The organism is Terrabacter terrae, assembly GCF_039529575.1.
Lineage (GTDB): Bacteria > Actinomycetota > Actinomycetes > Actinomycetales > Dermatophilaceae > Terrabacter > Terrabacter terrae.
Genome location: NZ_BAAANB010000001.1, coordinates 769,772 through 793,005 on the forward strand (window position 1 = coordinate 769,772; position 23,234 = coordinate 793,005).

Below are 23,234 nucleotides of genomic sequence, written 5' to 3' on the forward strand. Positions count from 1 at the left end.
GGGCCAGACCGGTGCAAGCCGCCACGAGCTGGAACGGCGCACCACGGCTGTGATGTACCCCCGGAGGGACTCGAACCCTCACCGTTGGCGATTTTAAGTCGCCTGCCTCTGCCGGTTGGGCCACGGGGGCGGGGTCCCCAGTATGCCGGTCCAATCGCCTTCGCCGCGTATGCCGTCGCCCGCGCCACGCTCGGCGGGGAACCTTCCGGTGGGGTGCGTTCGCTTAGTCTTGGGGACAGTCGCCACGCCCATGAGCGGGTCGTGGCACCCAGTGCTTTTAGGAGCGCACTCACATGGCAGGTGGAAACCCGGTCTTCGACCGGCTGAACAAGCAGATCGAGAAGGAGCGCTACGCCGGCTTCGGCTCGCCGCGAGGCGGCCCGCAGCAGCCGGCCGCCGGCTACGCGACCCAGGAGACCCTGACGGCCGGGCAGCTCAACGACATGTACGACCGGGCGCCCGCGGGCCCCGTCGACACCGGTCGGGTCACGGTCGACGACGTCGTCGTCAAGAGCCTCACGCTCTTCGTCGTCACGGTCGCGGTCGCCGGCGTCTCGTGGTTCTGGACCGAGGCCAACTCCGACATGACGCTGCCGTTCTGGCTCGGCGGCATGTTCGGCACGCTGATCCTCGGTTTTGTCATCGCCTTCATGAAGAAGGTGTCGGTGCCGCTGCTCATGGTGTACGCCGTGCTGCAGGGTGCCTTCCTCGGCGCCTTCAGCCAGTACATCGCCTCGATCCCGAAGTACGACGGCGTCGTGCAGATGGCGGTGCTCGCGACGCTGTGCGTCTTCGTCGCGATGTACGTCGGCTATGCGACCGGTTTCGTCAAGGTCAACGACAAGACCCGCCGCATGTTCTTCTTCGCGATCGTCGGCTACGGCCTCTTCTCGCTGCTGCAGGTCGTGCTGCTCATGACCGGCGTCATCAGCGGCTGGGGCTTCGGCGGCAGCGGTGGCCTGGGCCTGATCCTGTCGATCCTCGGCGTCGGCCTCGCGTCGTACTCCCTAGCCATCGACTTCGACACGATCGACAACGCCGTCCGGGTGGGCGCCCCGAGGAAGTACTCGTGGCTGCTCGCCCACGGCCTGATCGTCTCGATCGTGTGGCTCTACATCGAGTTCGTCCGACTGTTCGCGCGGATGCGCGACTGAGCCCGGTCGAGCTGTCCTCGTGAGACCTCCGCGCGCGGGTTCGCCGACCCCGCAGGTCGTCTCGGACGAGCTTCGGCGCGTGGTCGAGCGGTGGCACCAGCTGCCGCTCGACCACGCGCTTTCTCGTATGCCGTCCGTCCGGGCCCTCGTCCAGTCGTTGGCCGACCGGGTGGCGGGGCTGCGCCAGGTGCCGCGCCGGCCCGTGCCCGACCTGGGGCCGGCCGTGGTCATGGACCAGCTGGCTGTCATGGTGTTCGACCTGTTCCGGGCCGCACCCGCCACCGACCCGGCCGTGGTCGCGGACGAGCTGGCCGGCATACGCCGCTCCCTCTGACCGGCGAGCCCACCGCGTCACGGCGCCACCTGGCGGCTCGTCGCGGTGGAATCGTCCCTCGGACTGCAGCAACCGGCCACCTGGCGTGCTCTTGTGGCCGGCGCCCTCACGCGACGAGTGGGCACCCTCCCGGGAAGGAAGGTGCCCACTCGTCGGGGTTCCGGTGTGTCCGAGCGTCAGCTGAGGCGCTCGAAGATGACGGCCATGCCCTGGCCGCCGCCGACGCACATCGTCTCGAGGCCGAACTGGCCGTCGCGGTCGCGCAGCGCGTTGATGAGGGTGCCGGTGATGCGGGCACCCGTGGCGCCGAAGGGGTGGCCGATCGCGATGGCGCCGCCGTTGACGTTGAGCTTGTCGTAGTCCATGCCGATCTGGTCGGCCGAGCCGATGACCTGGGCGGCGAAGGCCTCGTTGATCTCGTAGAGGTCGATGTCGCCGATCGAGAGGCCGGCCCGCTTCAGGGCGAGGTTGCTCGCCTCGACGGGGCCGAGGCCCATGATCTCGGGGGAGAGGCCGGTGGCGGCGGTCGAGACGACGCGGGCGAGGGGCTCGAGGCCGAGCTCCTTCGCCTTGGTGTCGCTCATGATGACGAGGGCCGCAGCGCCGTCGTTGAGCGGGCAGCAGTTGCCGGCCGTGACGGTGCCCTGCTGGCGGAACACCGGGCCCAGGCCCTGCACGGCCTCGAGCGTCACGCCGGCGCGCGGGCCGTCGTCCTTGGAGACGACCGTGCCGTCGGGGGTCGTGACCGGCGTGATCTCCCAGTCGAAGAAGCCGCGCCCGATGGCGGCCTCGGCGCGGTTCTGCGAGGTCACGCCCCACTCGTCCTGGCGCTCGCGGGAGATGCCGCATGCGGTCGCGACGTTCTCGGCCGTCTGGCCCATCGCGATGTAGATGTCGGGGAGCAGGCCCTCGTCGCGTGGGTCGGTCCACGTCTCGTTGGTCTCGGCGATGCGCTTGGTGCGGGCCTGGGCCTCGGCGAAGCGGCCGTTCTGCTGGTCCTCCTTGGCGCCGCCGGCACCGGCCCAGTCGGTGTACTGCGAGACGCACTCGACGCCGGCGGAGACGAAGATGTCGCCCTCGCCGGCCTTGATGGCGTGGTAGGCCATCCGGGTGGTCTGGGCCGAGGAGGCGCAGAAGCGGTTGATGGTGGCGGCGGGCGTCGAGTCCATGTCGAGGAGCGTGGCGACGACCTTGGCCATGTTGGAGCCGTGCCGGCCGGACGGCTCGGCGCACCCGAGGTAGATGTCCTCCACGAGGCTCTTGTCGAGGGCGGGCACCTTGTCGAGCGCGGCCTGGATGACGGTGGCGGCGAGGTCGTCGGGGCGCACCTCCTTGAGCGAGCCCTTGAAGGCCCGGCCGAACGGCGAGCGGGCGGTCGAGACGATGACGGCTTCGGTCACGGGAGATCTCCTGGTGCGGCGTTCGGCCCGGGCGGCGGAGCGACGGGCCACTAAGCGCTTGCTCAGTCCCCACGATGGTAGGACGTCCTCGCACCCGTTGGACAGGGCGCGGGGCATGACGTGCGTCTCTGGTCCACGCCCGCACGGTTAGTCTGGACGCGTCGTCGTCGCCGCCCGGTGTCGACACGGGTGTGCGGCTCGCACGGGACGAGCCCGGCCGGACCGATCACCAGGGGAGCAGCATCACATGAAGACACTCACGACGCGCCTCGTCGCCGTCACCGGCGCGTTCGCGATCACGCTCGGCGCGGCCGCGTGCTCCACGTCCGACACGCCCTCGACCAGTGGCTCCACCACCACGGCCAGCTCTTCGGCGAGCGCGGGTCCGTCGGCCTCGACACCCGCCACGTCGGACACCGCATCCGCGCCCGCCGCTAACGGCGCACCCAAGGCGGCCGACATCCTCGAGAAGTCCAAGACGAACGCGCTCGCCGCGACATCCGGTGCCTTCGCCGGCCAGGTCGACCAGGCCGGCAAGAAGATCAACATTGACTTCAAGGGCACGAGCGACGGCAAGACCGCCGACATCGCCATCGAGATGGAAGGTGACGGCAAGGCTCGCGTCATCTCGGTCGACGACGCCGTCTACATCCAGGGCGACTCGACCTTCTGGAAGAAGCAGGGCGCTCCCGCGAAGGTGCAGAGTGCCGGCCAGAAGTTCATCAAGGCCCCGTCCTCCGCGAGCGCGATGACGCAGAGCCTGAGCCTCAAGTCCTTCCTCGAGAAGGCCTTCGGTGCGGTGACCCCGCAGCAGCTGTCCAGCACGGTCGGGAGCGAGAACGTCGGCGGTGTGGACTGCTGGGTCGTCACCGACAAGAAGGGCAAGGGGGAGGGCGCGCTCTACGTGTCCAAGGACAAGCTCCAGGTGGTGCGCTTCACCGGTTCGGCGTCGAGCCCCGGCCAGCTCGACTTCTCCAAGTGGAACGAGGACCTCGGCATCAAGGCGCCCGCCGCGAGCCAGGTCATGTCGATCGGCTGACCTCGGCGCGCCCGCCCGGCGCCGGCTCACCCGCGGCGCCCGGCTGGGGCAGCGCCAGCCGGATGCGGTGCCGCAGCAGCGCCCAGCGGCCGCGAGCCCCCCGCGCCCCGCCAGCGACCTCCGCGGGGGCGACCTCGGTGCCAGGACGCGTGACCGCGCGCGTGGCGGCGACCGCCAGCGGTCGCACGCCCTCGCCCCGCCAGGCGTTGGGCTCGGTGGGCCGGCTCCGCTCGCCGAAGAGGTCCAGGGCCGCGCTGACGGTCGGCAGCAGGGCGGCGGCGACCCGTGCGTAGCCGACCGGGCTCGGGTGGAAACGGTCCTTGCTGAACATCACGTGCGGCTCTGTCGAGAAGGCCTCGCTCAGCAGGTCGCCCACCGACACGGCTCGGCCACCTGCCTCGACGACCGCCACGGTCTGGGCCGCGGCGAGGTCGCGCGACCAGCGCCGGGCGAGCCAGCGCAGCGGCTGCGGCACCGGCTGGATGGCGCCGAGGTCGGGGCAGGTGCCGACGACGACCTCGGCGCCGGCCTCGCGCAGCCGGCGCACCGCCGCGCCGAGGTGGCGCACGGCCACGGCCTTGTCGATGCGGTGCGTCACGTCGTTGGCGCCGATCGAGATGACGGCGACGCGCGGGGAGGGGACCACGGCGAGGGCACGCTCGACCTGCTCGTCGAGTCCCGTGGACTCCGCCCCGATGACAGCGACGTTCGTCAGCTCGACGGGGCGACCGGTGAAGCCGGCGAGAGCGGTCGCGACGGTCGCCCCGATCGTCTCGTGGGCGTGGTCGGCCCCCATCCCGACACCGGTGGAGTCGCCGAGAACGACGAAGCGCAGCGGCTCACCCGCGCCGGACCCGTAGGTCCCGCTGTCCGACGGCGCGCCCTCGAAGGGCTGGCCGACGATCCGGCGCGCCATCACCGCCTCGGCGCGCAGGAGCCCGTAGCCGAGGACGCCGAGCGCGCCGACGCCCGCCACTCCCATGCCGCCGCCGTATGCGGCTGCCTGGGCGATCCTGCGTGCGCGCCGTGCCCGCCCCATGCCGGGGCCTCCCTTCTCACTGCTGAACCGGGGTCCACCACGGTATCCCGCCGGTGGAGGGTCCCGTACCCGGTCCCGCAGGTCCCATCGGACGCGCGGGGTCGGGACCGCTGGGAGCGCCTCCTAGGATGAGCGGATGAAGTACGCAGAGAACGTCGCCGACCTCGTCGGCAACACGCCCCTGGTCAAGCTCGGCTCCGTCGTCGCCGACGCGGGGGTGAGGTGCACGGTGCTGGCCAAGGTCGAGTACTTCAACCCCGGCGGCTCCGTCAAGGACCGCATCGCCCTGCGCATGGTCGAGGCGGCCGAGCGCGACGGGCTGCTCACGCCCGGTGGCACCATCGTCGAGCCGACGAGCGGCAACACCGGGGTGGGTCTGGCGCTCGTGGCCCAGCGCCGCGGCTACAAGTGCGTCTTCGTCTGCCCGGACAAGGTGAGCCAGGACAAGCGCGACGTGCTCAGGGCGTACGGCGCCGAGGTGGTCGTGTGCCCGACCGCCGTGGAGCCGGACCACCCGGACTCCTACTACTCCGTCTCCGACCGCCTCGTGCGCGAGATCGACGGCGCCTGGAAGCCGAACCAGTACTACAACCCCGAGGGCCCCAACAGCCACTACCTGACGACGGGCCCCGAGATCTGGCGCGACACCGACGGCCGCGTCACCCACTTCGTCACCGGGGCCGGCACCGGCGGCACCATCAGCGGCACGGGCCGCTACCTCAAGGAGGTCAGCGACGGCGCGGTCCGCATCGTCGCGGCCGACCCGGAGGGCTCCGTCTACTCCGGCGGGACCGGTCGCCCGTACCTCGTCGAGGGCGTCGGTGAGGACTTCTGGCCCGGCGCCTACGACCCGTCGGTCGTCGACGACGTGATCGCCGTCAGCGACGCCGACTCCTTCGCGATGACGCGCCGCCTGGCCCGGGAAGAGGGCCTGCTCGTCGGCGGCTCGTGCGGCATGGCGGTCGTGGCGGCCCTGCGCGTGGCCAGGGACCTGCCCGAGGACGCCGTCGTCGTCGTGCTGCTGCCCGACTCGGGCCGCGGCTACATGAGCAAGATCTTCAACGACGAGTGGATGCACTCCTACGGCTTCCTCGACGACCACACCGAGACGACCGTCGGCGCGGTCCTGCGCAACAAGTCGGGCGACATGCCGGCGCTCGTGCACACGCACCCCAACGAGACCATCCGCGACGCCGTGCAGATCCTGCGCGAGTACGGCGTCTCCCAGATGCCGGTCGTCAAGGCCGAGCCGCCGGTCATGTCCGGCGAGGTGGCCGGTTCGGTGAGCGAGCGCGCACTGCTCGAGGCCCTCTTCACCGGCAAGGCGCACCTCGCCGACTCGGTGGACAAGCACATGGAGGCCGGCCTGCCGCTCGTCGGCGCCGGCTCGCCGGTGTCAGCGGCACGCAAGGAGCTCGAGGACTCCGACGCCGTGCTCGTCGTCGAGGACGGCAAGCCGATCGGCGTCCTCACCCGCGCCGACCTGCTCGGTTTCCTCGCCGAGTGAGGTTCCTGTGACGTCCGCGTGACGTCGGGCGCCGCCTGAGACGACGTATGCCGCTGGGCCCGCTTCTCGTGGAAGCGGGCCCAGCGGCATACGCACGGAAGAGCGTGCGGCTCAGGCCTGCTGCTCGGCTTTCGCCTCGGCCTTCTTGGCCTGCTTGAACTCTCGCACCTTGATCAGCGAGTCGGCGTCGACGACGTCGGCCACGGAGCGGTAGCCGTCCAGCGCGTAGTCCCCGGCCGCCGCCTCCCAGCCCTCGGGCCGCACGCCGAGCTGCTTGGCGAGCAGTGCCACGAAGATCTGCGCCTTCTGCTTGCCGAAGCCCGGTAGCTCCTGGACGCGCCGGAGGAGCTCCTTGCCGGTGGTGGCCTCGGTCCAGAGACGCGTGACGTCACCGTCGTAGCGGCTCTCGACGAGGGCGGCCAGCTCCTGCAGCCGGGCGGCCATCGACCCGGGGAAGCGGTGGATCGCCGGCGGAGTGCTGCACACCGCCTTGAACTCGTCCGGGTCGGCCGCCGCGATGGCGCCCGGGTCCAGCGTGCCGAACCGGCTCAGCACCTTGTAGCCGCCGCGGAAGGCGTGCTCCATGCCGTACTGCTGGTCGAGCATCATGCCGACGACGACCGCGAAGGGGTGCTCGTCGAGGACCTGGTCGGCGGCCGGCTCGTTGGCGATCTGGAAGCCCATGCAGGCATGCTCTCACGCAGGCTCGGACGGGGCGTCGACCCAGGACGACCGGCCCGGACTGAGTCGCCCGCCACCAGAGGTGAGGGCCGCGACCGTCCGCTCGACGTCCGGCAGCGCGTCCGGCGCAGCGGCGACGTGGAGCCGGACTCCGCGGGGGAGGTAGTCGACGTCGGTCACCTCGACGTGGGCGAGGCCGCGCAGCGCGTGCTCGACCCGTGGCCCGGAGCCGTGGTCGAGGTCGACGACGACGCCCTCGCGCAGCTCGCGCGCCAGCAGCCGCGCGGCCTCGAGGGCGAGCGAGACCGCGTCGCCGTAGGCGCGGATCAGGCCTCCCGTGCCGAGCAGCGTGCCGCCGAACCACCGCGTGACCACGGCGACGACGTCGGTCAGATCGTGACCGCGGAGCACGTCGAGCATCGGGGCTCCCGCGGTGCCGGACGGCTCACCGTCGTCGTTGCTGCGCAGGGTGCCTGCATCCGGTCCCAGCACGAACGCCGTGCAGTGGTGCCGGGCGTCCCGGCTGCCGGACCGCACGTGCTCGACGAACGCGCGGGCGGCCTCCTCCGAGGCTGCCGGCGCGACGTCGCAGACGAACCGCGAGCGCTTCACCTCGAGCTCCGCCGAGGCGGGTGCCGCGAGGGTCAGGTAGCGCATCGGCCGCGAGGGCACGGGCGGGCTCACGCCGCGCCGGTCGTCGTCAGGGCGAGGTGGGCGACGGCCAGCCCCACGGTGGCGGCTGCCAGCGACCCCACCAGGGTTGCTGCGGCGTACCTCACTCCGGTGCCTCGTCCTTCGGCCAGCCACAGCCGTACCGTCTCGACGGAGGCGGTGCTGAAGGTCGTGTAGCCGCCGCAGAACCCGGTGCCGAGGACCGCGCGCACGGTCGCGTCCGTGGACTCCGCAGTCCCTGCGGTGAGCAGCCCCGTCACGACCCCGAGGACCAGTGATCCGGTGACGTTGACGAGCATCGTCCCCAGGGGCACTCGGAACCGGTTGCGGCGGGCGACGGCGGCGTCGACGACGAAGCGCATGACGGCGCCGAGGCCGCCACCGAGCGCGAGCAGCAGCATCATCGCCCAGCCTCCGAGCCCCGGCGTGGGGACCGGTGAGCGATGAGCCGGCGAGCGCCCGTGAGGCCGAGGGCGGCCGCGGCGACCCCCAGCACGATGCTGCCGAACGCGTAGGCGAGGCCGATGACGAAGGCGTCCGGGGTCATCCGCTGCACCGTCTCGACCGCGAACGTGCTGTAGGTGGTGAACCCGCCGAGCACGCCGGTTCCGAGCGTCAGGCGCGCGCCACGCCGCCAGCCGGTGTCGGGACCGGTGCGGGCCAGGAGCTCGAGCAGCACGCCGAGCAGCAGCGATCCGACGACGTTGATGGCCAACGTGACCCACGGGATGCCGGCCGGGGCGGCGTGCGAGGCGGTCTCGAGCGCCGCCCTCGCGGCCGTGCCCAGCGCCCCGCCCACGAAGATCAGGGCGAGCAGCCCGGGGTGGCGGTGCGGCGCCCGGCGCCTCGGTGGGTGGTCGGTGCGGGTCGGGGTCCGGTCGGGCTCGCCGGTCACTCCCACGGCGCCCGGCCCTCCCAGTCGACGACGCTGACGGGAACCACGACGACGGGCCGGTGCTGGCGGTGCGAGAGCTGCATCGACACGGAGCCGTTGACGAAGTCGGTGAGCCGGCGGTGACGCCGCACGTGCGAGCCGACGACGAACGCCGCGGCGTCCACGGCGCGCGCCAGGTGGGTCAGCGCCCGGTCGGGCCGTCCGGCGAGGTACCGGAAGTGCCAGGGCACGTCCTGCTCGGCCATCCACCGGCGCACGAGGTCGGTGAGAGCCGCCTCGCGCTCGGGCCACTCCTCGTCGTCGAGGTCCGGGTCGATGGACAGGTGCGTGACCGACCCGTCCGGGTGCTCGACGTCGGCGTAGCGGGAGGTGTCGACGTGGGCGAAGTAGAGCGCCGGCGCGCCGGTCGCGCGAGCCAGCGACACCGCCGTCAGCGCCACGAGCGGCGACTGGTCGGGCGCCACGCCGACGACGAGCGGGTGCCCGGCGAAGTCGGTCATCCGGGATCGATCCGGTTGGGGTGGCACGTGCTCCGCCATCGGTGAGCCTCCAGACACTCAGTGACGGGCTCGGCGCGCAGGCCTGCCCATCGTCGCGGCGGGTGCCGCGGATGAACAGGAACCATCAGCAGGTGGGCGGTTCGGGCACCGAGCAGGTGCCCCGGCGGGATCCATCGCCGAGCACACCATAGCGTGGGGCAGCTTCGGCGGCGGGCTCACGGCGCGGGCGCTCATGAGCCGAGATAGCGCTCGAGGACGATGTCCACGAGCTCTTCGGGCGGCGGCTCCCCGGCGACGAGCAGCGGAGGCGCCACGACGTCGGCCCCCGAGCGTGCCGCGAGGTCGGCGAAGAAGCCGGGCGCGAGCAGGTAGGTCGCCACGACGACGCGTCCTTGCGAGATCCGTTGGTCTGCAACGGCGTCGGGCAGCCTGGGCTCGGCTGCGGACAGGAACGCGGCGGTGACCGGCCGGCCCAGTCTCCGCGACAGCGTGGCGGCGACGGCTCGGCAGTCGTCGACGGCGGACGCCTGCGAGGAGCCGGCGGCAGCGAGCACGACGACGTCGTCGTCGTGCAGGCCGGCCGCCACGAGCCGTCGGTGCAGCAGCCGGGCGAGCCGGTCGTCCGGGCCGAGCGCCGGCGCGACGGTGGTGCCGGGCACGGACTCCGCGGCCCGGGTGAGGTCGACGAAGACGTGGTAGCCGGCAGAGAGGAGCAGCGGCACCAGCCGGGCGGGCGGCGGTCCCGAGAGCGAAGCGAGCACCGCTGCGGGGTCCGGAGGCTGCACGTCGACGAACGCAGCCCGCACCGTCAGGTCGGGGCGGCGCGCCGCCACCGCAGCGACGAGCCCGCCGATCGCGGAGCGCCCGGCGGGTGACGACGTGCCGTGCGCAGCCGCCACCAGCACGGGTCCGGGGCAAGACATGTCGCCACTCTCTCAGGTGTGCGCCAGGGCGGCAGGCGCGACCATGACCTGACCCCGGGGCGGGTCCGTCTCGACAGCACCGGTGAACCCGCCTCCGGTGAGCCGGACGTTACCGCCGCATCGCGGGACGGAAACGCGGGGGAAACACACCTTTCCTACCGTGGGACCACGTGAACGCGAGCTGCGACGGGAGGCCGCGGTGCTGATCGAGACTGACCTGACCGGGCTGCCGGTGCTCCTCATCGGGCCCGCGGGCGCCATCGGTGCCGCCGAGCGGCGCTATCGCCGCGCCGGCGCCGTGGTGGACGTGGTCGACGCTCCGGACGCCGTGACGCCCGAGGTGTGCGCGAGGGCGGCCCTGGCCGTGCTCGTCGGGCCGGCCTCGACGTGGCACGAGGCGCGCACCGCGCTCACGGGGCGCTGCCCGGTCGTGACGGAGCCGTCAGGGGAGCCGCGGCGGGGGCGGGTGGTCCTCGTGGGTGCGGGACCTGGCGGCCTCGAGCTGCTGACAGTGGCGGCGGTCCGGGCCCTGGCCGAGGCCGATGTCGTGCTCACCGACCGTCTGGCCGCGGTCGGCGACCTCGCCGCCCTCGCGCCCGGTGCGGAGGTCGTGGACGTGGGCAAGCGGCCGGGTCACCACGCCGTGCCGCAGCCGCAGATCCAGCGGCTGCTGGTCGAGCGGGCACTCGCCGGCCTCACGGTCGTACGTCTCAAGGGCGGCGACCCGTACGTCTTCGGACGCGGGGGCGAGGAGGTGGCCGCCGCCGTGGAGGCGGGCCTGCCGGTGACGGTGGTTCCCGGGATCTCGTCGGCGGTCGCCGTGCCCGGGAGCGCCGGCATACCCGTGACCCACCGCGACGTCAGCCACGTCTTCACCGTGGTCTCGGGGCACGTGCCGCTCGACGCCCGGCAGGCGGCTGCGCTCGTCGCCCTCGAGGGGACCCTCGTGGTGCTGATGGGCATGCACAACCTCGTCCCGATCACGACGGAGCTCGTACGCGCAGGGCTGCCGGGCGACACCGCAGCGGCCGTCGTGGAGCGGGGCTTCACCCCCGACCAGCGCAGCATCGTCGGCACCGTCTCCACGCTGCCCGACCTCGTGTCCCGCGCCGGTGCGGCATCGCCCTCCGTCATCGTCGTCGGCGACGTCGTGGAGCAGTCGGCCGTGTGGACGCGGCGGGTCGACGGCGTGGCCGGGCGCACGGAGCGGATGGTCGTCGCGTGACGGAGCCCACCACGGCGCTTGGTGACGGAGCCCGGCGCAACCACCCGCGCACGGCGTGGTCGTCCGAGCTGACCGGCCCGGACCCCGACGCGCGTGCCGAGCCGTCCGGGCCGGTCCTCGAGGGGTTCCGGATCGCCGTGACCTCCGACCGCCGGTCCGGCGATCTCATCGACGCGTTCGTGCGCCGAGGCGCCGAGGTGCTGCACGCGCCCGCCGTGCGCATCGCACCCGTCGAGGAGGACGAGGTGCTCATCGCCGACACCCGGGCCGTGATCGAGTGCCGTCCGGACATCGTGGTCGTGACCACGGCCTACGGCTTCCGGAGGTGGGTCGAGGCGGCCGACGCCGCCGGCCTGGGTGAGCAGCTGGGTCACGCCCTCGACCACGCGCGGATCATCGTGCGCGGTCCCAAGGCGCGTGGGGCGGTGCGGGCCGCGGGGCACGACGACGCGGGCGTCGCCGACGACGAGAGGACCTCCTCCACGGTCGGGCTCGCCATCGACGGCGGGGTGCAGGGCAGGCTCGTCGCGGTGCAGCTGCACGGCCACGAGGACGTCGAGCAGCTCGATCGCCTCAGGGCGGCCGGCGCCGCGGTGCTGACCGTTGCCCCCTACCGCTGGGTGCGCCCCACCGACGAGAGCCAGCTGGGACGCCTCGTCGCCGCGGTGGCGGCCCGGGAGGTGGACGTCGTGACGTTCACCTCGGCGCCCGCGGTGGATGGGCTCGTCTCTGCCGCAGGCCAGCTCGGCATGGACGGCGTCCTCGTCGACGCGCTGCGTCACGGGGTGGTGGCTGCCGCGGTCGGGCCCGTCACGGCGGCGCCGCTGCTCGACCTCGGAGTGACGCCGCTCGTGCCCGAGCGCTTCCGGATGGGTGCCCTCATCCGCACCGTCGTCGAGCACCTGGTGCTGCACGGCGTGCAGGAGGTCCGGACCGCGCGCGGCCCGCTCGTCGTCAGGGGGCGACTCGTGACGTTCGCAGGGGAGACGGTGGCGCTCGCGCGCGGCCCTCGCGCCATGCTCGCGGCCCTCTTGGCAGAACCGGGTGCGGTGTGCACGCGCGAGCGCCTGCTCGACGAGCTGCCGGACGCTGGGAACGAGCACGCCCTCGACATGGCCGTGAGCCGGCTGCGGTCCGCGCTGCCCGACCGCGACCTTGTGCAGACCGTCGTGCGCCGGGGCTACCGCCTCAACGTGTAGCGGCCGTCTGCGCGTCACCGAGGATCGCCGGGGCGTGGTCGGCGATCCAGTCCATGAGGGGGACCATCCGCTCGGCGAGCTCGGCGCCGCGGGCGGTGAGGGAGTACTCGACGTGCGGCGGCACGACCGGGCGGGCGTGGCGGTGCACCAAGCCGTCGGCCTCGAGCATCTTCAGCGTCTGGGCGAGCATCTTCTCGCTGACCCCCTCGGCCCGGCGGCGCAGCTCGCTCCAGCGCAGGGCGTCGCCCTCGGCCAGCGCGAGGATGACGAGGGTGCCCCACTTGCTGGTCACGTGGTCGAGCACGACCCGGCTGGGGCAGTCGGAGGAGAAGACCCCGTCGGGGAAGTGCCGGCGGAGGGGAGGACTAACCGTCATGTCAGTACCTTACTTCAAAGTGGGTACTAACTCACGGGAAGTATGCGGTGAGGGCCGTCGTTCTGCAGGGTGTCCGTCCCACCCGAAAGGAACGTCATGACCCTTCTCGTCACCGGTGCCAGTGGCCACCTCGGCCGTCTCGTGGTCGAAGCCCTCCTCGAGCGCGGCACCCCTGCTGCCGACGTCCTCGCCACTGCTCGCACGCGCGAGTCGGTGTCCGACCTCGCCGCCCGCGGAGTCGAGGTGCGCCGCGCCGACTACGACGACCCGGCGTCCCTGGACGGCGCCTTCGCCGGTGTCGACCGGCTCCTGCTGGTCTCCGGCAGCGAGGTCGGCCGGCGAACGACCCAGCACGCCAACGTGATCGAGGCGGCGAAGCGAGCCGGCGTGGGCTTCGTGGCCTACACGAGCATCACGCGCGCCGACACCTCCGACCTCGTGCTCGCCGAGGAGCACCGTGCCACCGAGGAGCTGCTCGCCGCATCCGGCCTGCCGCACGCCCTCCTGCGCAACTCCTGGTACCTCGAGAACTACACCGGCCAGCTCCCCGTCTTCCTCGAACACGGCGTCGTCCTCGGTGCCGCCGGCGCCGGCCGCGTCAGCGCCGCCACCCGGGCGGACTACGCCGAGGCGGCGGCAGTCGTCCTGGCGGGCGAGGGGCACGACGGCGCCGTCTACGAGCTGGGCGGCGACACCGCCTTCACGATGGCCGAGCTGGCCTCGACCGTGGGCCGCGTGGCCCGCCGCGAGGTGGCCTACGCAGATCTCTCCGTCGCGGACTACACCGCCGCCCTGGTGGGGGCAGGCCTTCCCGAGGGGTATGCCGCCGTGCTCGCCGACGGTGACCGCGGGCTCGCCGAGGGACAGCTGTTCACCGACAGCGGGGACCTCTCGCGGCTCATCGGCCGCCCGACGACCACGCTGGAGGACGCCCTTCGGGCCGCTCTGGTCCCGACAGCCTGACCCCGGGCTCCCCCGTCGAGAGGCCGATGCGGACGTGGGCCTCTCGACGGGTCAGGGGAGGGGGACGCCGACGCGGACGAGGCCGTCCTGGATGCGGACGGCATACGTCGGCAGGAGCACGTCGGTATCGTCGAGCGCGGCGCCGGTGCGCAGTGAGAACACCTGCTTGAGCAGGGGCGACGCGACGGTCGGCTCGCCGTGCCGGTCTCCCGTGAGGCCGCGCGAGATGACGGCCGCTCCCGCATACGGGTCGAGGTTGTCGACGGCGTAGATCATCCCGTTGGGCAGCAGGAAGAGGGCCGCCTGCGCGCCGCCCGGCAGCAGGACGGCGACGCCCCGCCCGGGCACCAGCCGGTGCACGGGGCAGGCGGACACCCACTCCCTCGACCCCGGCTGGGGCAGGACCCCCGGCCGGACGACGGTGCGGGACCCGGTGAGCCGGGTGCCCGCGCTGGGGCTCACGGTGGTAACGGCGGTGATGGTCGTCATGACGGCTTCCCTCGTGTCTCAGTCGTTGGTGCGGGTCGTGGGCAGTCCGAGCAGGACCGGGACCTTGCGGGGCCCGGACTCGTCGAACACCACGGTCGGGTCCGCCTCCTCGGGGGCGTTGACGAAGGACACGAAGCGCGCCACCTTCTCGGGGTCGTCGAGCACCGCCTGCCACTCGTCCCGGTAGCCGTCGACGTGACGGCCCATCGCCGCCTCGAGGTCGTCGGCGATGCCGAGCGAGTCGTCGCACACGACGGCCTTGAGGTGGTCCAGGCCGCCCTCGAGCGAGTCGAGCCAGGGAGCCGTGCGCTGCAGCCGGTCGGCCGTGCGCACGTAGAACATCAGGAAGCGGTCGGCGTAGCGCACCAGGGTCTCGTCGTCGAGGTCGCTCGCCAGCAGCTGGGCGTGCGCCGGGGTCTGGCCGCCGTTGCCGCACACGTAGAGGTTCCAGCCCTTGTCGGTGGCGATCACGCCGACGTCCTTGCCGCGGGCCTCCGCGCACTCGCGCGCACAGCCCGAGACGCCGAGCTTGAGCTTGTGCGGCGACCGCAGCCCGCGGTAGCGGTGCTCGAGCTCCACCGCCATCCCGACGGAGTCCTGCACGCCGTACCGGCACCACGACGACCCGACGCACGACTTCACGGTGCGCAGCGACTTGCCGTACGCCTGACCGGACTCCATGCCCGCGTCGACGAGGCGCCGCCAGATCGCGGGCAGCTGCTCGACGCGGGCGCCGAAGAGGTCGATGCGCTGGCCGCCGGTCACCTTGAGGTAGAGCCCGAAGTCCTTGGCGACCTCGCCGATGACGATGAGCTGTTCGGCGGTGACCTCGCCACCCGGCATGCGCGGCACCACCGAGTACGTGCCGTTCTTCTGGATGTTGGCCAGGAAGTGGTCGTTGCTGTCCTGCAGGGCCGCCTGTTCGCCGTCGAGCACGTGGTCGCTGCTCGTCGACGCGAGGATCGAGGCGACCGTCGGCTTGCACACCTCGCACCCCATGCCCCAGCCGTAGCGCGCCAGCAGCCCCGAGAAGGTCCGGATCCCGGTCGAGGCCACGATCTCGAAGAGCTCCGCCCGGCTCTGCTCGAAGTGCTCGCACAAGGCCTTGGAGAGCTCGACGCCGGAGTCCACGAGGAGCCTCTTGACGGTGGGCAGGCAACCGCCGCAGGTGGTTCCGGCGTTGGTGCATCCCTTGAGAGCCGCGACGTCGCAGGCGCCGTCGGCGATGGCGCCGCAGATCGAGCCCTTGGTGACGTGATTGCACGAGCAGATGACGGCCTCGTCGGGCAGCGCGCCGGCCCCGAGCTCCACGCCGGCCGGCGAGACCAGCGCGCCCGGGTCGCCCGGCACCTCACGGCCCACGTAGGCCTTGAGGGTGGTGTACGCCGAGGCGTCCCCGACGAGGATGCCGCCGAGCAGGGTGCGCGCGTCGTCGCTGACGACGACCTTGGCATAGGTGCCCTTGACGGCATCGGTGTGCAGGATCTCGAGCGCTCCGGGCGTGGTGGCCATCGCGTCGCCGAAGGACGCGACGTCGACACCGAGGAGCTTGAGCTTCGTCGACAGGTCCGCGCCGGGGAAGGTGGCCTCCCCGCCGAGCAGGCGGTCGGCGACGACCTCGGCCATGGTGTAGCCGGGTGCCACGAGCCCGTAGCAGCGGCCCTCGACCGCGGCGACCTCGCCCACGGCCCAGATGTTCTCGTCGCTCGTGCGGCAGGCCGTGTCGGTCGTGACGCCGCCACGCTCGCCGACGGCGAGGCCTGCGTCGCGGGCCAGAGCATCCGACGGCCGCACGCCGGCGGAGAACACGACGAGGTCGGTGAGCAGCGCCGTGCCGTCGGACAGCTCGACGGCGAGCCGCCCGTCCGGCTCCGCCTCGATCGAGCTCGTGCCGGCTCCCGTGTGGACCTGCACGCCGAGGCCGCCGATGAGTCTCTGGAGCACGGCCCCGCCACCGTCGTCCACCTGCAGGGGCATCAGGCGTGGGGCGAACTCGACGACGTGCGGTGTCAGGCCCAGCAGGCGTAGCGCGTTCGCCGCCTCCAGCCCGAGCAGCCCTCCACCGACGACGAGCCCGTTCGCCGTGCGTCCCTCGGCCCGGGCCCGCTCGGCCGCGGACTCCGCCGCCGCCCGGATGCCGTCGAGGTCGTCGAGCGTGCGGTAGACGAAGCAGCCCTGCGAGTCGTGCCCCGGCACCGGGGGGACGAACGAGTGGGAGCCGGTCGCGAGGACGAGGGCGTCGTACGCGATGGCGTCCCCGCCGCTCGTCGTCACGGTGCGGGCTGCGCGGTCGATGCGCTCGGCCCGGGTCCCGAGCCGCAGCTCGACGAGGTCGTCACCGGCATACGTGTTGCCCGGCAGGGCGAGCGCGGAGCGGTTCCAGGCACCGACGTAGGACGAGAGCCCCACGCGGTCGTATGCCGCCTCCGCCTCCTCGGCGAGCACGACGACCTTCCACGTGCTCTCGGTGTCACGCGACCGGAGGGCCTCGACGAAGCGGTGCCCGACCATGCCGTGCCCGACGACGACGGCAGTGCGGGTGGTGGTGCCGGCGGGGTGGGGCGTGCTCGTGGACATCAGGCGGCTCCTTCGGTCAGGGCGGCGGGAAGGGTCAGTGGCTCGGGAGGGTCGGCGGCCGGCTCGCTCGCCGGCGACCGGTCGGGCGTGTCTGTCGCAGAGGCGGGCTCGGCCGTGCGCAACCAGGTGCAGAGTCCCTCGACGGCGCTGGTGCACGAGCCGCAGCCGGTGGTCGCGCGGGTGGCTTCGGTGACCGCGGCCCTCGTGTCGGCGCCGGCACGGAAGGCGCCGACGATCGCCGACTTCGTCACGGTGTTGCACCGGCAGATCACGGCGGTGCCGGGCATCTCGGCGAGGTTGGCCGTCTCGCCGTTGCCGGCGCGCGTGACGGCACGGCCGAGCATGAGCGACAAGCGGTCGCGGGGGACGGCGCCGCCGGTGTCGTAGAGCTGCGTGAGGGCTCCGGCGGCGTCTCCGACCCCGAGCAGGATCGCGCCGACCACCCGGTCCTGGCGCAGCACCAGCTTGGCGTAGCGGCCGCGGCTGGGGTCGGTGAAGGCGAGCACCTCGTGACCGGGGTCGTGCACGTCGACGTCGACGGACCCCATGCTGGCGAGGTCGATGTCGGGCGCCTTGAGCCGGGTCAGGACGCTGGTCCCCTCGTACGTCGCGCTCGGGTCGATACCCGTGAGCACGTCGGCCAGGACGCGGGCCTGGTCCCAGCCGGGCTGGACGAGGCCCGGCACGACGCCCCGGTGCTCGGCGCAGTCGCCGATGGCGTGGACGTGGGGCAGCGAGGTCGAGAGGCGGTCGTCGACGACGATGCCCTGTGCGACGTCCAGCCCCATCGCGACGGCGAGGTCGGTGCGGGCCCGGACCCCGGCCGCGACGACGACGAGGTCCGCGTCGAGGGCCGTGCCGTCGTCGAGGACGACGTGCGCCGGAGCCCCGTCGCGCGCCGGGTGCCGCGCCACGACCAGGCGCCCGAGGACGAGTCGCGCGCCGATGCCGCGGACGACCCGGGAGAGCACCGCGCCCCCGTCGGCGTCGAGCTGCCGGTCCATCGGGAAGTCCTGGGGGTGGACGACGGTGACGTCGACGCCCCGGGCGAGCAACCCGCGCGCCGCCTCGAGGCCGAGCAGGCCGCCACCGAGCACGACTGCGCTGCAGGCCGACTGCGCTGCCGCGATGATGCGGTCGCAGTCGTCGACCGTTCGGAAGGCCACCACTCCGTCGGCGAGCGCCGCGGGACCGGGCATGCCGGCATACAACCCGTCGGTGGGCGGGACGAAGCTCGTGCTGCCGGTGGCGAGGACGAGCTCGTCCCAGTGCAGCCGGCTCTCGGCGCCGTCGACGTCGAGCGTCGCCGTGCGCGCCTCGACGTCCACGAAGGTGACGCGGGCGCCGGAGACGACGTCGATGTGGCGCGTGGCCCACCAGCCGTCGGGCTTCAGGCGCGTGTCGCGGGCGGTGATGCCCCCGGCGACGACGGTCGACAGGAGCACCCTGTTGTAGGCGGCGTGCGGCTCCTCGCCGACGACGGTGACGGCGAAGCGCTGGGCCTCGGGGTCACGGTGGCGGATCTCCTCGGCCAGGCGGGCGCCGGCCATGCCGTTGCCGACGACGAGGACGTGGGTTCGAGCGGTCACTGGGCGGCCTCCAGACGGACGGCGCACGCCTTGAACTCGGGCATGCGGCTGGTCGGGTCGAGCGCGGCGTGGGTCAGCGAGTTGGCACGGCCGTCGTCGCCCCAGTGGAAGGGCAGGAAGACGACGTCGGGGCGCAGGTCCTCGTCGACCCGGACGGTGGCGCGGGTGCGCCCACGCCGGCTCACGACGTCGGCGAGCGCGCCCTCGTCGAGCCCGGCGGCGCTCGCGGTGTCGGGGTGCACCTGGACGAACATCTCGCCGGCCGCCGCCGACAGCTCCTCCACGAGGCGCGTCTGGGCGCCGGACTGGTAGTGCTGCAGCACCCGTCCCGTCGTGGCGACGAGGGGGTATGCCGTGTCGTCCGGCTCCGCGGGACCGACGTGGTCGACGGGCACGAAGCGGGCGCGGCCGTCCGGCGTCGCGAACCGGTCGAGGAAGAGCCTCGGGGTCCCCTGTGGCCGCTGCGGGCTGCACGGCCAGTGCAGGCTCTCGCCCGCGTCGAGCCGTTCCCACGTGACGGCGGAGTAGTCGGCCGGCCCACCGGCCGATGCGCGGCGGAGCTCGTCGAAGACCAGGCGCGGCTCGGTGGGAAAGCCTGTGCTGCAACCGAGCCGGCTCGCGAGCTCGTTCCAGATGCGGAGCTCGCTGCGACACCCAGCCGGGGCCGCGAGCGCCCGGCGTCGCCGCAGGACCCGCCCCTCGAGGTTGGTCATGGTGCCCTCCTCCTCGGCCCACTGGAGCACGGGCAGCACCACGTCGGCCACCGCGGCCGTCTCGGACAGGACGAAGTCGGAGACGACGAGCAGGTCGAGCGCGGCGAGGCGGTCCGACACCCGCCGCGCGTCGGGCGCGGAGACGACGGGGTTGCTGCCGTGGACGAGGAGGACGCGCGGGCCGGACTCGGTGCCGAGCGCGTCGAGCAGCTCGAACGCGCTGCGCCCCGGGCCCGGCAGGTCGGCGGGGTCGACGCCCCACACCGCGGCGACGTGCGCGCGAGCGGCCGGGTCGTCGATCCTCCGGTAGCCGGGGAGCTGGTCGGCCTTCTGCCCGTGCTCGCGGCCGCCCTGGCCGTTGCCCTGTCCGGTGATGGTGCCGAACCCGGTGCCCGAGTTGCCGGGGAGGCCGAGCGCGAGGGCCAGGGCGATGAACGCGGTCACGGTGTCGGTGCCGCTCGCGTGCTGCTCGCTGCCGCGGGCCGACAGGACGTAGGCGCCGCGCTCGGTGTCCCGGGCCCGGGCCAGCGTCGCCACCGCCGTGCGCAGCGTGGTCACGGCGACACCCGTCACGCGCTCGACGCGCTCGGGCAGCCACTGCGCCGCCACGGGCCACAGGTCGTCGAAGCCGGTGGTGCGCTCGGCGATGAAACGACGGTCGGCATACCCCTCGGTGACGGCCACGTGCAGCATCCCGAGGGCGAGCGCGGCGTCGGTGCCGGGCCGCAGCTGCAGGTGCAGCCCGCCGCCGTCGAGCGCCTTGGCGGCGGTCGGGGTCAGCCGCGGGTCGGCGACCATGAGCCCACCGGCGTCGGCCGCGCGCACCAGGTGCGTGAGGAAGGGCGGCATCGTCTCGGCGGGGTTGGCGCCGAGGAGCAGCACCGCGTGCGCCGACCCGATGTCCGTGACGGGGAAGGGCAGGCCCCGGTCGAGGCCGAAGCAGCGGATCCCCGCTGCCGCAGCCGAGCTCATGCACCACCGGCCGTTGTAGTCGACCTGGCTGGTCCGCAGTGCCACGCGGGCGAACTTGCCCAGCTGGTAGGCCTTCTCGTTGGTGAGGCCACCGCCACCGAACACGGCCACGGCATCCCTGCCGTATGCCGCCTGCGTCCTCACGATGGCGTCGGCCACGACGTCGAGGGCCTCGTCCCACGACGCGGGCGCGAGCTCACCGTCGCGGCGCAGGAGCGGCGTCGTGAGCCGGGCCGGTGTGCGCAGCAGCTCGGCGCTCGTCCATCCCTTCTGGCACAGGCCGCCCCGGTTCGTCGGGAAGCGCCGGGGCGCCACCGCGAGGTCGGCGGCGGACGACCCGGTCAGTGTCATCGCGCACTGGAGACCGCAGTAGGCGCAGTGCGTCGCGACACCCGCCGGATCGGAGCCGGCCGTGGCCGGGAGCGGCAGCCGGGGCGTCCCCGGCGTGACGGTGGTGACGGTGGCGCTGGTGGTGGTCGTCATCGGCGGTAGCGCACCTTCGTCAGGACGGCGGCGCCGACATAGAAGCTCGTGAAGACGACGAAGGCGGCCGTCGCCGAGTGGCCGGCGCCCTGGTACGAAGTCCGCAGGCCGAGGTTGATGAGGACGCCGCCGAGGCCGCCGATCGCTCCGGCGATGCCGATGAGCGCGCCGGACATCGCGCGCGACCACGACGTGCGCTCGACAGCCGCGCCGGGCAGGGCGGCGGACTTCGCCTCGAAGAGCGCCGGGATCATCGTGTAGACCGAGCCGTTGCCGATGCCGGAGAGCAGGAAGAGCAGGACGAACCCGCCGACGAGGCCGGCGAGCTGCAGCCCGGTGGCCGCACCGGCCGTGACGTCGTCGGAGTGCGCGGCCACGGTGACGAGGACGCCGGCGAGGGCCATCCCGACGAAGGTCCACACGGTGACGACCGCGCCACCGCGCCGGTCGGCCAGCCGCCCGCCCCACACTCTGCTCACGGAGCCCAGGAGCGGTCCGACGAAGGCGATCTGGGCGGCGTGCAGGCTGGCGGCGGCCGCTTGCGCAGGTGTGGGCGCGGCACCACCGGTCAGCCCGGCGAGGAAGGTCTGGTCGAGCACCTGCCCGAAGGCGAAGCCGAAGCCGATGAACGAGCCGAAGGTGCCGACGTAGAGCAGCGAGATCGCCCAGGAGTCGGCGTGCCGGAGGACCTCGAGCATGGCCTTGGGGTCGGCTGTCCGGTGGTCGAGGTTGTCCATGGAGACCGCGGCGCCGACGCTCGCGACCGCCAGCAGCACGAGGTAGGTCGCGCAGACGACCTCTGGACGCCGGTTGCCCAGCGTCGCTATGACGAGCAGGCCGACGAGCTGCACGACGGGCACACCGATGTTGCCGCCGCCCGCGTTGAGACCCAGGGCCCAGCCCTTCATGCGCTGTGGGAAGAAGGCGTTGATGTTCGTCATCGACGAGGCGAAGTTGCCGCCGCCGAGGCCGGCCAGGCCGGCGACGACGAGGAAGGCTGCCAGCGAGTGGCCCGGGTTGGCCATGAGCCACCACGTGAGGACCGTCGGCACGAGGAGCGCGAAGCCGCTGACGATGGCCCAGTTGCGTCCCCCGAACCAGGCGGTCGCCATCGTGTAGGGCACCCGCAGGACTGCACCGACGAGCGTCGGCAGTGCGACGAGGACGAACTTGTCGGCGGCCGTGAAGCCGTAGACCGCCGGCGGCATGAACAGCACCATGACCGACCAGACCGACCAGATGGAGAAGCCGACGTGCTCGGTGGCGACCGACCAGAGCAGGTTGCGGCGGGCCACCTGCTTGTTGCCCGCCTCCCAGGCCGCAGTGTCCTCCGGGTCCCAGTCTCGGATGACGCGCCTGCTCGGCGCGCAGAGCCGCCGGAGCCGGCTCGGCAGCGCAGGGCTGCTCAGGGTGTCGGTCGCGGTGGTGGTGCTCACGGGTTCCTCCTCGGAAGGCGGGCGAAGACGCTGCGAGAGCGTGGCGCCCACGCTAGGAAGCCGGTGTTGCACCTCCGCCGACCCGCGATGACACCGCGGTTACATCGGTCTCACGCGCGGCCGGGCGGCTCGTGAGGTTCCGCACGACGGGTCACCGCCGGCCCCTCACGGGCGGCCGCGGGTGACGTGAGGTAGGCCGCGTAGGCTCCCGACCATGACCTCGGCTCCCGACCAGGCCCTGCTCAACACCATGTCCGTGGGCACAGCCGGACCCCGCATCGCCTTCCTCCACGGGCTCTTCGGGCAGGGCCGCAACTGGAACCAGATTGCCAAGGCCGTCAGCGGTCCCGACGGCAGCGACGCACGCTGCCTCCTCGTCGACCTGCCCGACCACGGCCGGTCACCGTGGTCGCAGGAGTTCTCGCTCGACGCGTACGCCGACGCCGTGGCCGCGACGCTGCGCGCGGCCGGGGAGGGCAGGCCGTATGCCGTGGTCGGGCACTCCCTCGGGGGCAAGGTGGCCATGGTGCTGGCCCTGCGCCACCCCGAGCTCGTCGAACGGCTCGTCGTCGTCGACATCGCGCCCAAGGGCTACGGGAACCTCGAGCGCTTCGAGGGCTACATCCGCGAGATGCAGGCCCTGCCGCTCGAGGAGCTGAGGAGCCGCGGGGATGCCGAGGCGCGCTTCTCCGAACCCGACCCGGGTGTCAAGGCCTTCCTGCTGCAGAACCTGCGCCGGGATGGCCGGGTCTGGCGCTGGCAGGTCAACCTCGACCTCGTCGCCCGTGACGCGGCTCGGGGCGCGGGCTCACGCATCGCGGACTGGCCGGAGGCGCTCGACGAGCTCCCGGCATACGACGGCCCCGTGCTCTGGATCGCCGGCGGCGACTCGCGCTACGTCAAGCGCGAGGACGGCGAGCGCATGCGGCGGCACTTCCCGCGCACGCGCCTGTTCACCATCAAGGGCGCCGGGCACTGGGTGCACACCGACGCCCCCGTCATCATCGTGACGGCGCTGCGCCGCTTCCTGCACTCACCCGCCTGACCACGGGACGGAGGAGCCGGTCC

Annotated in this window: 22 protein-coding genes, 1 tRNA gene and 1 riboswitch; of the genes, 8 read left to right on the plus strand and 15 right to left on the minus strand. The window is 73.0% G+C overall.

Features of this window, described 5'->3' with window-relative positions; all coding sequences use genetic code 11:
* Positions 1-55: 55 nt before the first annotated feature.
* Positions 56-130 (minus strand) — tRNA-Leu (locus tag ABD194_RS03500).
* 163 nt (positions 131-293) lie between these two features.
* Here ABD194_RS03500 and ABD194_RS03505 point away from each other — a divergent pair.
* Together ABD194_RS03505 and ABD194_RS03510 are read left to right on the plus strand one after the other, a co-directional pair.
* The gene (locus ABD194_RS03505; protein WP_343987581.1) at positions 294-1,154 is read left to right on the plus strand and encodes a Bax inhibitor-1/YccA family protein; all 861 of its coding nucleotides are present in this window, start codon (positions 294-296) and stop codon (positions 1,152-1,154) included.
* Between the two features lie 19 nt (positions 1,155-1,173).
* Positions 1,174-1,488, plus strand: a complete 315-nt coding sequence (locus ABD194_RS03510) for a hypothetical protein (RefSeq protein WP_343987584.1) — start codon at positions 1,174-1,176, stop codon at positions 1,486-1,488.
* A 176-nt stretch (positions 1,489-1,664) separates the two neighbouring features.
* Here the strand turns inward: ABD194_RS03510 and ABD194_RS03515 are convergent, their stop codons facing one another.
* Positions 1,665-2,888, minus strand: coding sequence for an acetyl-CoA C-acetyltransferase (locus ABD194_RS03515; RefSeq protein WP_343987587.1), 1,224 nt, complete (start codon positions 2,886-2,888; stop codon positions 1,665-1,667).
* A gap of 247 nt (positions 2,889-3,135) precedes the next feature.
* On the opposite strand from ABD194_RS03515, the gene ABD194_RS03520 reads away from it, so the two are divergent.
* Positions 3,136-3,927, plus strand: a complete 792-nt coding sequence (locus tag ABD194_RS03520; protein ID WP_343987590.1) for a hypothetical protein — start codon at positions 3,136-3,138, stop codon at positions 3,925-3,927.
* Here the strand turns inward: ABD194_RS03520 and ABD194_RS03525 are convergent.
* Positions 3,911-4,966 (minus strand): SGNH/GDSL hydrolase family protein, encoded by a 1,056-nt coding sequence (locus ABD194_RS03525; protein WP_343987593.1) that lies wholly within the window; start codon positions 4,964-4,966, stop codon positions 3,911-3,913. The two genes, ABD194_RS03520 and ABD194_RS03525, sit on opposite strands and share 17 nt — an antisense overlap.
* A 136-nt stretch (positions 4,967-5,102) precedes the next feature.
* Here ABD194_RS03525 and ABD194_RS03530 point away from each other — a divergent pair, with 136 nt between their 5' ends.
* Positions 5,103-6,473, plus strand: a complete 1,371-nt coding sequence (locus ABD194_RS03530; protein ID WP_343987595.1) for a cystathionine beta-synthase — start codon at positions 5,103-5,105, stop codon at positions 6,471-6,473.
* Between the two features lie 111 nt (positions 6,474-6,584).
* Here ABD194_RS03530 and ABD194_RS03535 read toward each other — a convergent pair whose 3' ends face one another.
* The 6 genes from ABD194_RS03535 to ABD194_RS03560 form a co-directional block, all read right to left on the minus strand.
* Positions 6,585-7,157, minus strand: coding sequence for an HhH-GPD-type base excision DNA repair protein (locus tag ABD194_RS03535; protein ID WP_343987598.1), 573 nt, complete (start codon positions 7,155-7,157; stop codon positions 6,585-6,587).
* A gap of 12 nt (positions 7,158-7,169) precedes the next feature.
* On the minus strand, positions 7,170-7,838 hold the full coding sequence (locus ABD194_RS03540) for an IMPACT family protein (protein WP_343987601.1): 669 nt from the start codon (positions 7,836-7,838) through the stop codon (positions 7,170-7,172).
* Complete coding sequence (gene crcB / locus ABD194_RS03545; RefSeq protein WP_343987604.1) at positions 7,835-8,230, minus strand: fluoride efflux transporter CrcB; 396 nt, start codon at positions 8,228-8,230, stop codon at positions 7,835-7,837. The genes ABD194_RS03540 and crcB overlap by 4 nt, the downstream gene beginning before the upstream one ends.
* Positions 8,227-8,727 carry a fluoride efflux transporter FluC gene (locus ABD194_RS03550; RefSeq protein ID WP_343987607.1) on the minus strand — a complete coding sequence of 167 codons (501 nt, stop codon included), beginning with the start codon at positions 8,725-8,727 and terminating at the stop codon, positions 8,227-8,229. The genes crcB and ABD194_RS03550 overlap by 4 nt, the downstream gene beginning before the upstream one ends.
* On the minus strand, positions 8,718-9,221 hold the full coding sequence (locus ABD194_RS03555; RefSeq protein WP_343987610.1) for a universal stress protein: 504 nt from the start codon (positions 9,219-9,221) through the stop codon (positions 8,718-8,720). Before ABD194_RS03555 ends, ABD194_RS03550 begins: the two co-directional genes overlap by 10 nt.
* A gap of 108 nt (positions 9,222-9,329) precedes the next feature.
* Positions 9,330-9,408: riboswitch (Fluoride riboswitch) on the minus strand.
* 43 nt (positions 9,409-9,451) lie between these two features.
* Positions 9,452-10,144 (minus strand): sirohydrochlorin chelatase, encoded by a 693-nt coding sequence (locus tag ABD194_RS03560; RefSeq protein ID WP_343987613.1) that lies wholly within the window; start codon positions 10,142-10,144, stop codon positions 9,452-9,454.
* A gap of 160 nt (positions 10,145-10,304) precedes the next feature.
* Between ABD194_RS03560 and cobA the strand changes: the two genes are divergently transcribed.
* Both cobA and ABD194_RS03570 read left to right on the plus strand, forming a co-directional pair.
* A complete protein-coding gene (gene cobA / locus ABD194_RS03565) occupies positions 10,305-11,369 on the plus strand; it encodes a uroporphyrinogen-III C-methyltransferase (protein WP_343987616.1) in 1,065 nt (354 codons plus the stop codon).
* Between the two features lie 68 nt (positions 11,370-11,437).
* Positions 11,438-12,568: a uroporphyrinogen-III synthase gene (locus tag ABD194_RS03570; RefSeq protein WP_425579944.1), complete on the plus strand. Its 1,131-nt coding sequence runs from the start codon at positions 11,438-11,440 to the stop codon at positions 12,566-12,568.
* Here ABD194_RS03570 and ABD194_RS03575 read toward each other — a convergent pair.
* On the minus strand, positions 12,558-12,944 hold the full coding sequence (locus ABD194_RS03575; RefSeq protein WP_343987622.1) for a winged helix-turn-helix transcriptional regulator: 387 nt from the start codon (positions 12,942-12,944) through the stop codon (positions 12,558-12,560). The genes ABD194_RS03570 and ABD194_RS03575 overlap by 11 nt on opposite strands.
* A 96-nt stretch (positions 12,945-13,040) precedes the next feature.
* Here ABD194_RS03575 and ABD194_RS03580 point away from each other — a divergent pair, with 96 nt between their 5' ends.
* Complete coding sequence (locus ABD194_RS03580) at positions 13,041-13,907, plus strand: SDR family oxidoreductase (RefSeq protein ID WP_343987625.1); 867 nt, start codon at positions 13,041-13,043, stop codon at positions 13,905-13,907.
* 51 nt (positions 13,908-13,958) lie between these two features.
* Here ABD194_RS03580 and nirD read toward each other — a convergent pair whose 3' ends face one another.
* The 5 genes from nirD to ABD194_RS03605 are packed head-to-tail and all read right to left on the minus strand — an operon-like array spanning position 13,959 to position 22,166.
* Positions 13,959-14,396, minus strand: a complete 438-nt coding sequence (gene nirD, locus ABD194_RS03585; protein WP_343987628.1) for a nitrite reductase small subunit NirD — start codon at positions 14,394-14,396, stop codon at positions 13,959-13,961.
* A gap of 18 nt (positions 14,397-14,414) precedes the next feature.
* On the minus strand, positions 14,415-16,973 hold the full coding sequence (nirB, locus tag ABD194_RS03590) for a nitrite reductase large subunit NirB (RefSeq protein ID WP_343987631.1): 2,559 nt from the start codon (positions 16,971-16,973) through the stop codon (positions 14,415-14,417).
* Positions 16,973-18,562 carry an FAD-dependent oxidoreductase gene (locus ABD194_RS03595; protein WP_343987634.1) on the minus strand — a complete coding sequence of 530 codons (1,590 nt, stop codon included), beginning with the start codon at positions 18,560-18,562 and terminating at the stop codon, positions 16,973-16,975. The genes nirB and ABD194_RS03595 overlap by 1 nt, the downstream gene beginning before the upstream one ends.
* The gene (locus tag ABD194_RS03600) at positions 18,559-20,730 is read right to left on the minus strand and encodes a molybdopterin oxidoreductase family protein (RefSeq protein ID WP_343987637.1); all 2,172 of its coding nucleotides are present in this window, start codon (positions 20,728-20,730) and stop codon (positions 18,559-18,561) included. The genes ABD194_RS03595 and ABD194_RS03600 overlap by 4 nt, the downstream gene beginning before the upstream one ends.
* Positions 20,727-22,166 carry an MFS transporter gene (locus tag ABD194_RS03605; protein WP_343987640.1) on the minus strand — a complete coding sequence of 480 codons (1,440 nt, stop codon included), beginning with the start codon at positions 22,164-22,166 and terminating at the stop codon, positions 20,727-20,729. Before ABD194_RS03605 ends, ABD194_RS03600 begins: the two co-directional genes overlap by 4 nt.
* A gap of 214 nt (positions 22,167-22,380) precedes the next feature.
* Between ABD194_RS03605 and ABD194_RS03610 the strand changes: the two genes are divergently transcribed.
* Positions 22,381-23,211 (plus strand): alpha/beta fold hydrolase, encoded by an 831-nt coding sequence (locus ABD194_RS03610; protein ID WP_343987643.1) that lies wholly within the window; start codon positions 22,381-22,383, stop codon positions 23,209-23,211.
* Positions 23,212-23,234 lie beyond the last annotated feature (23 nt).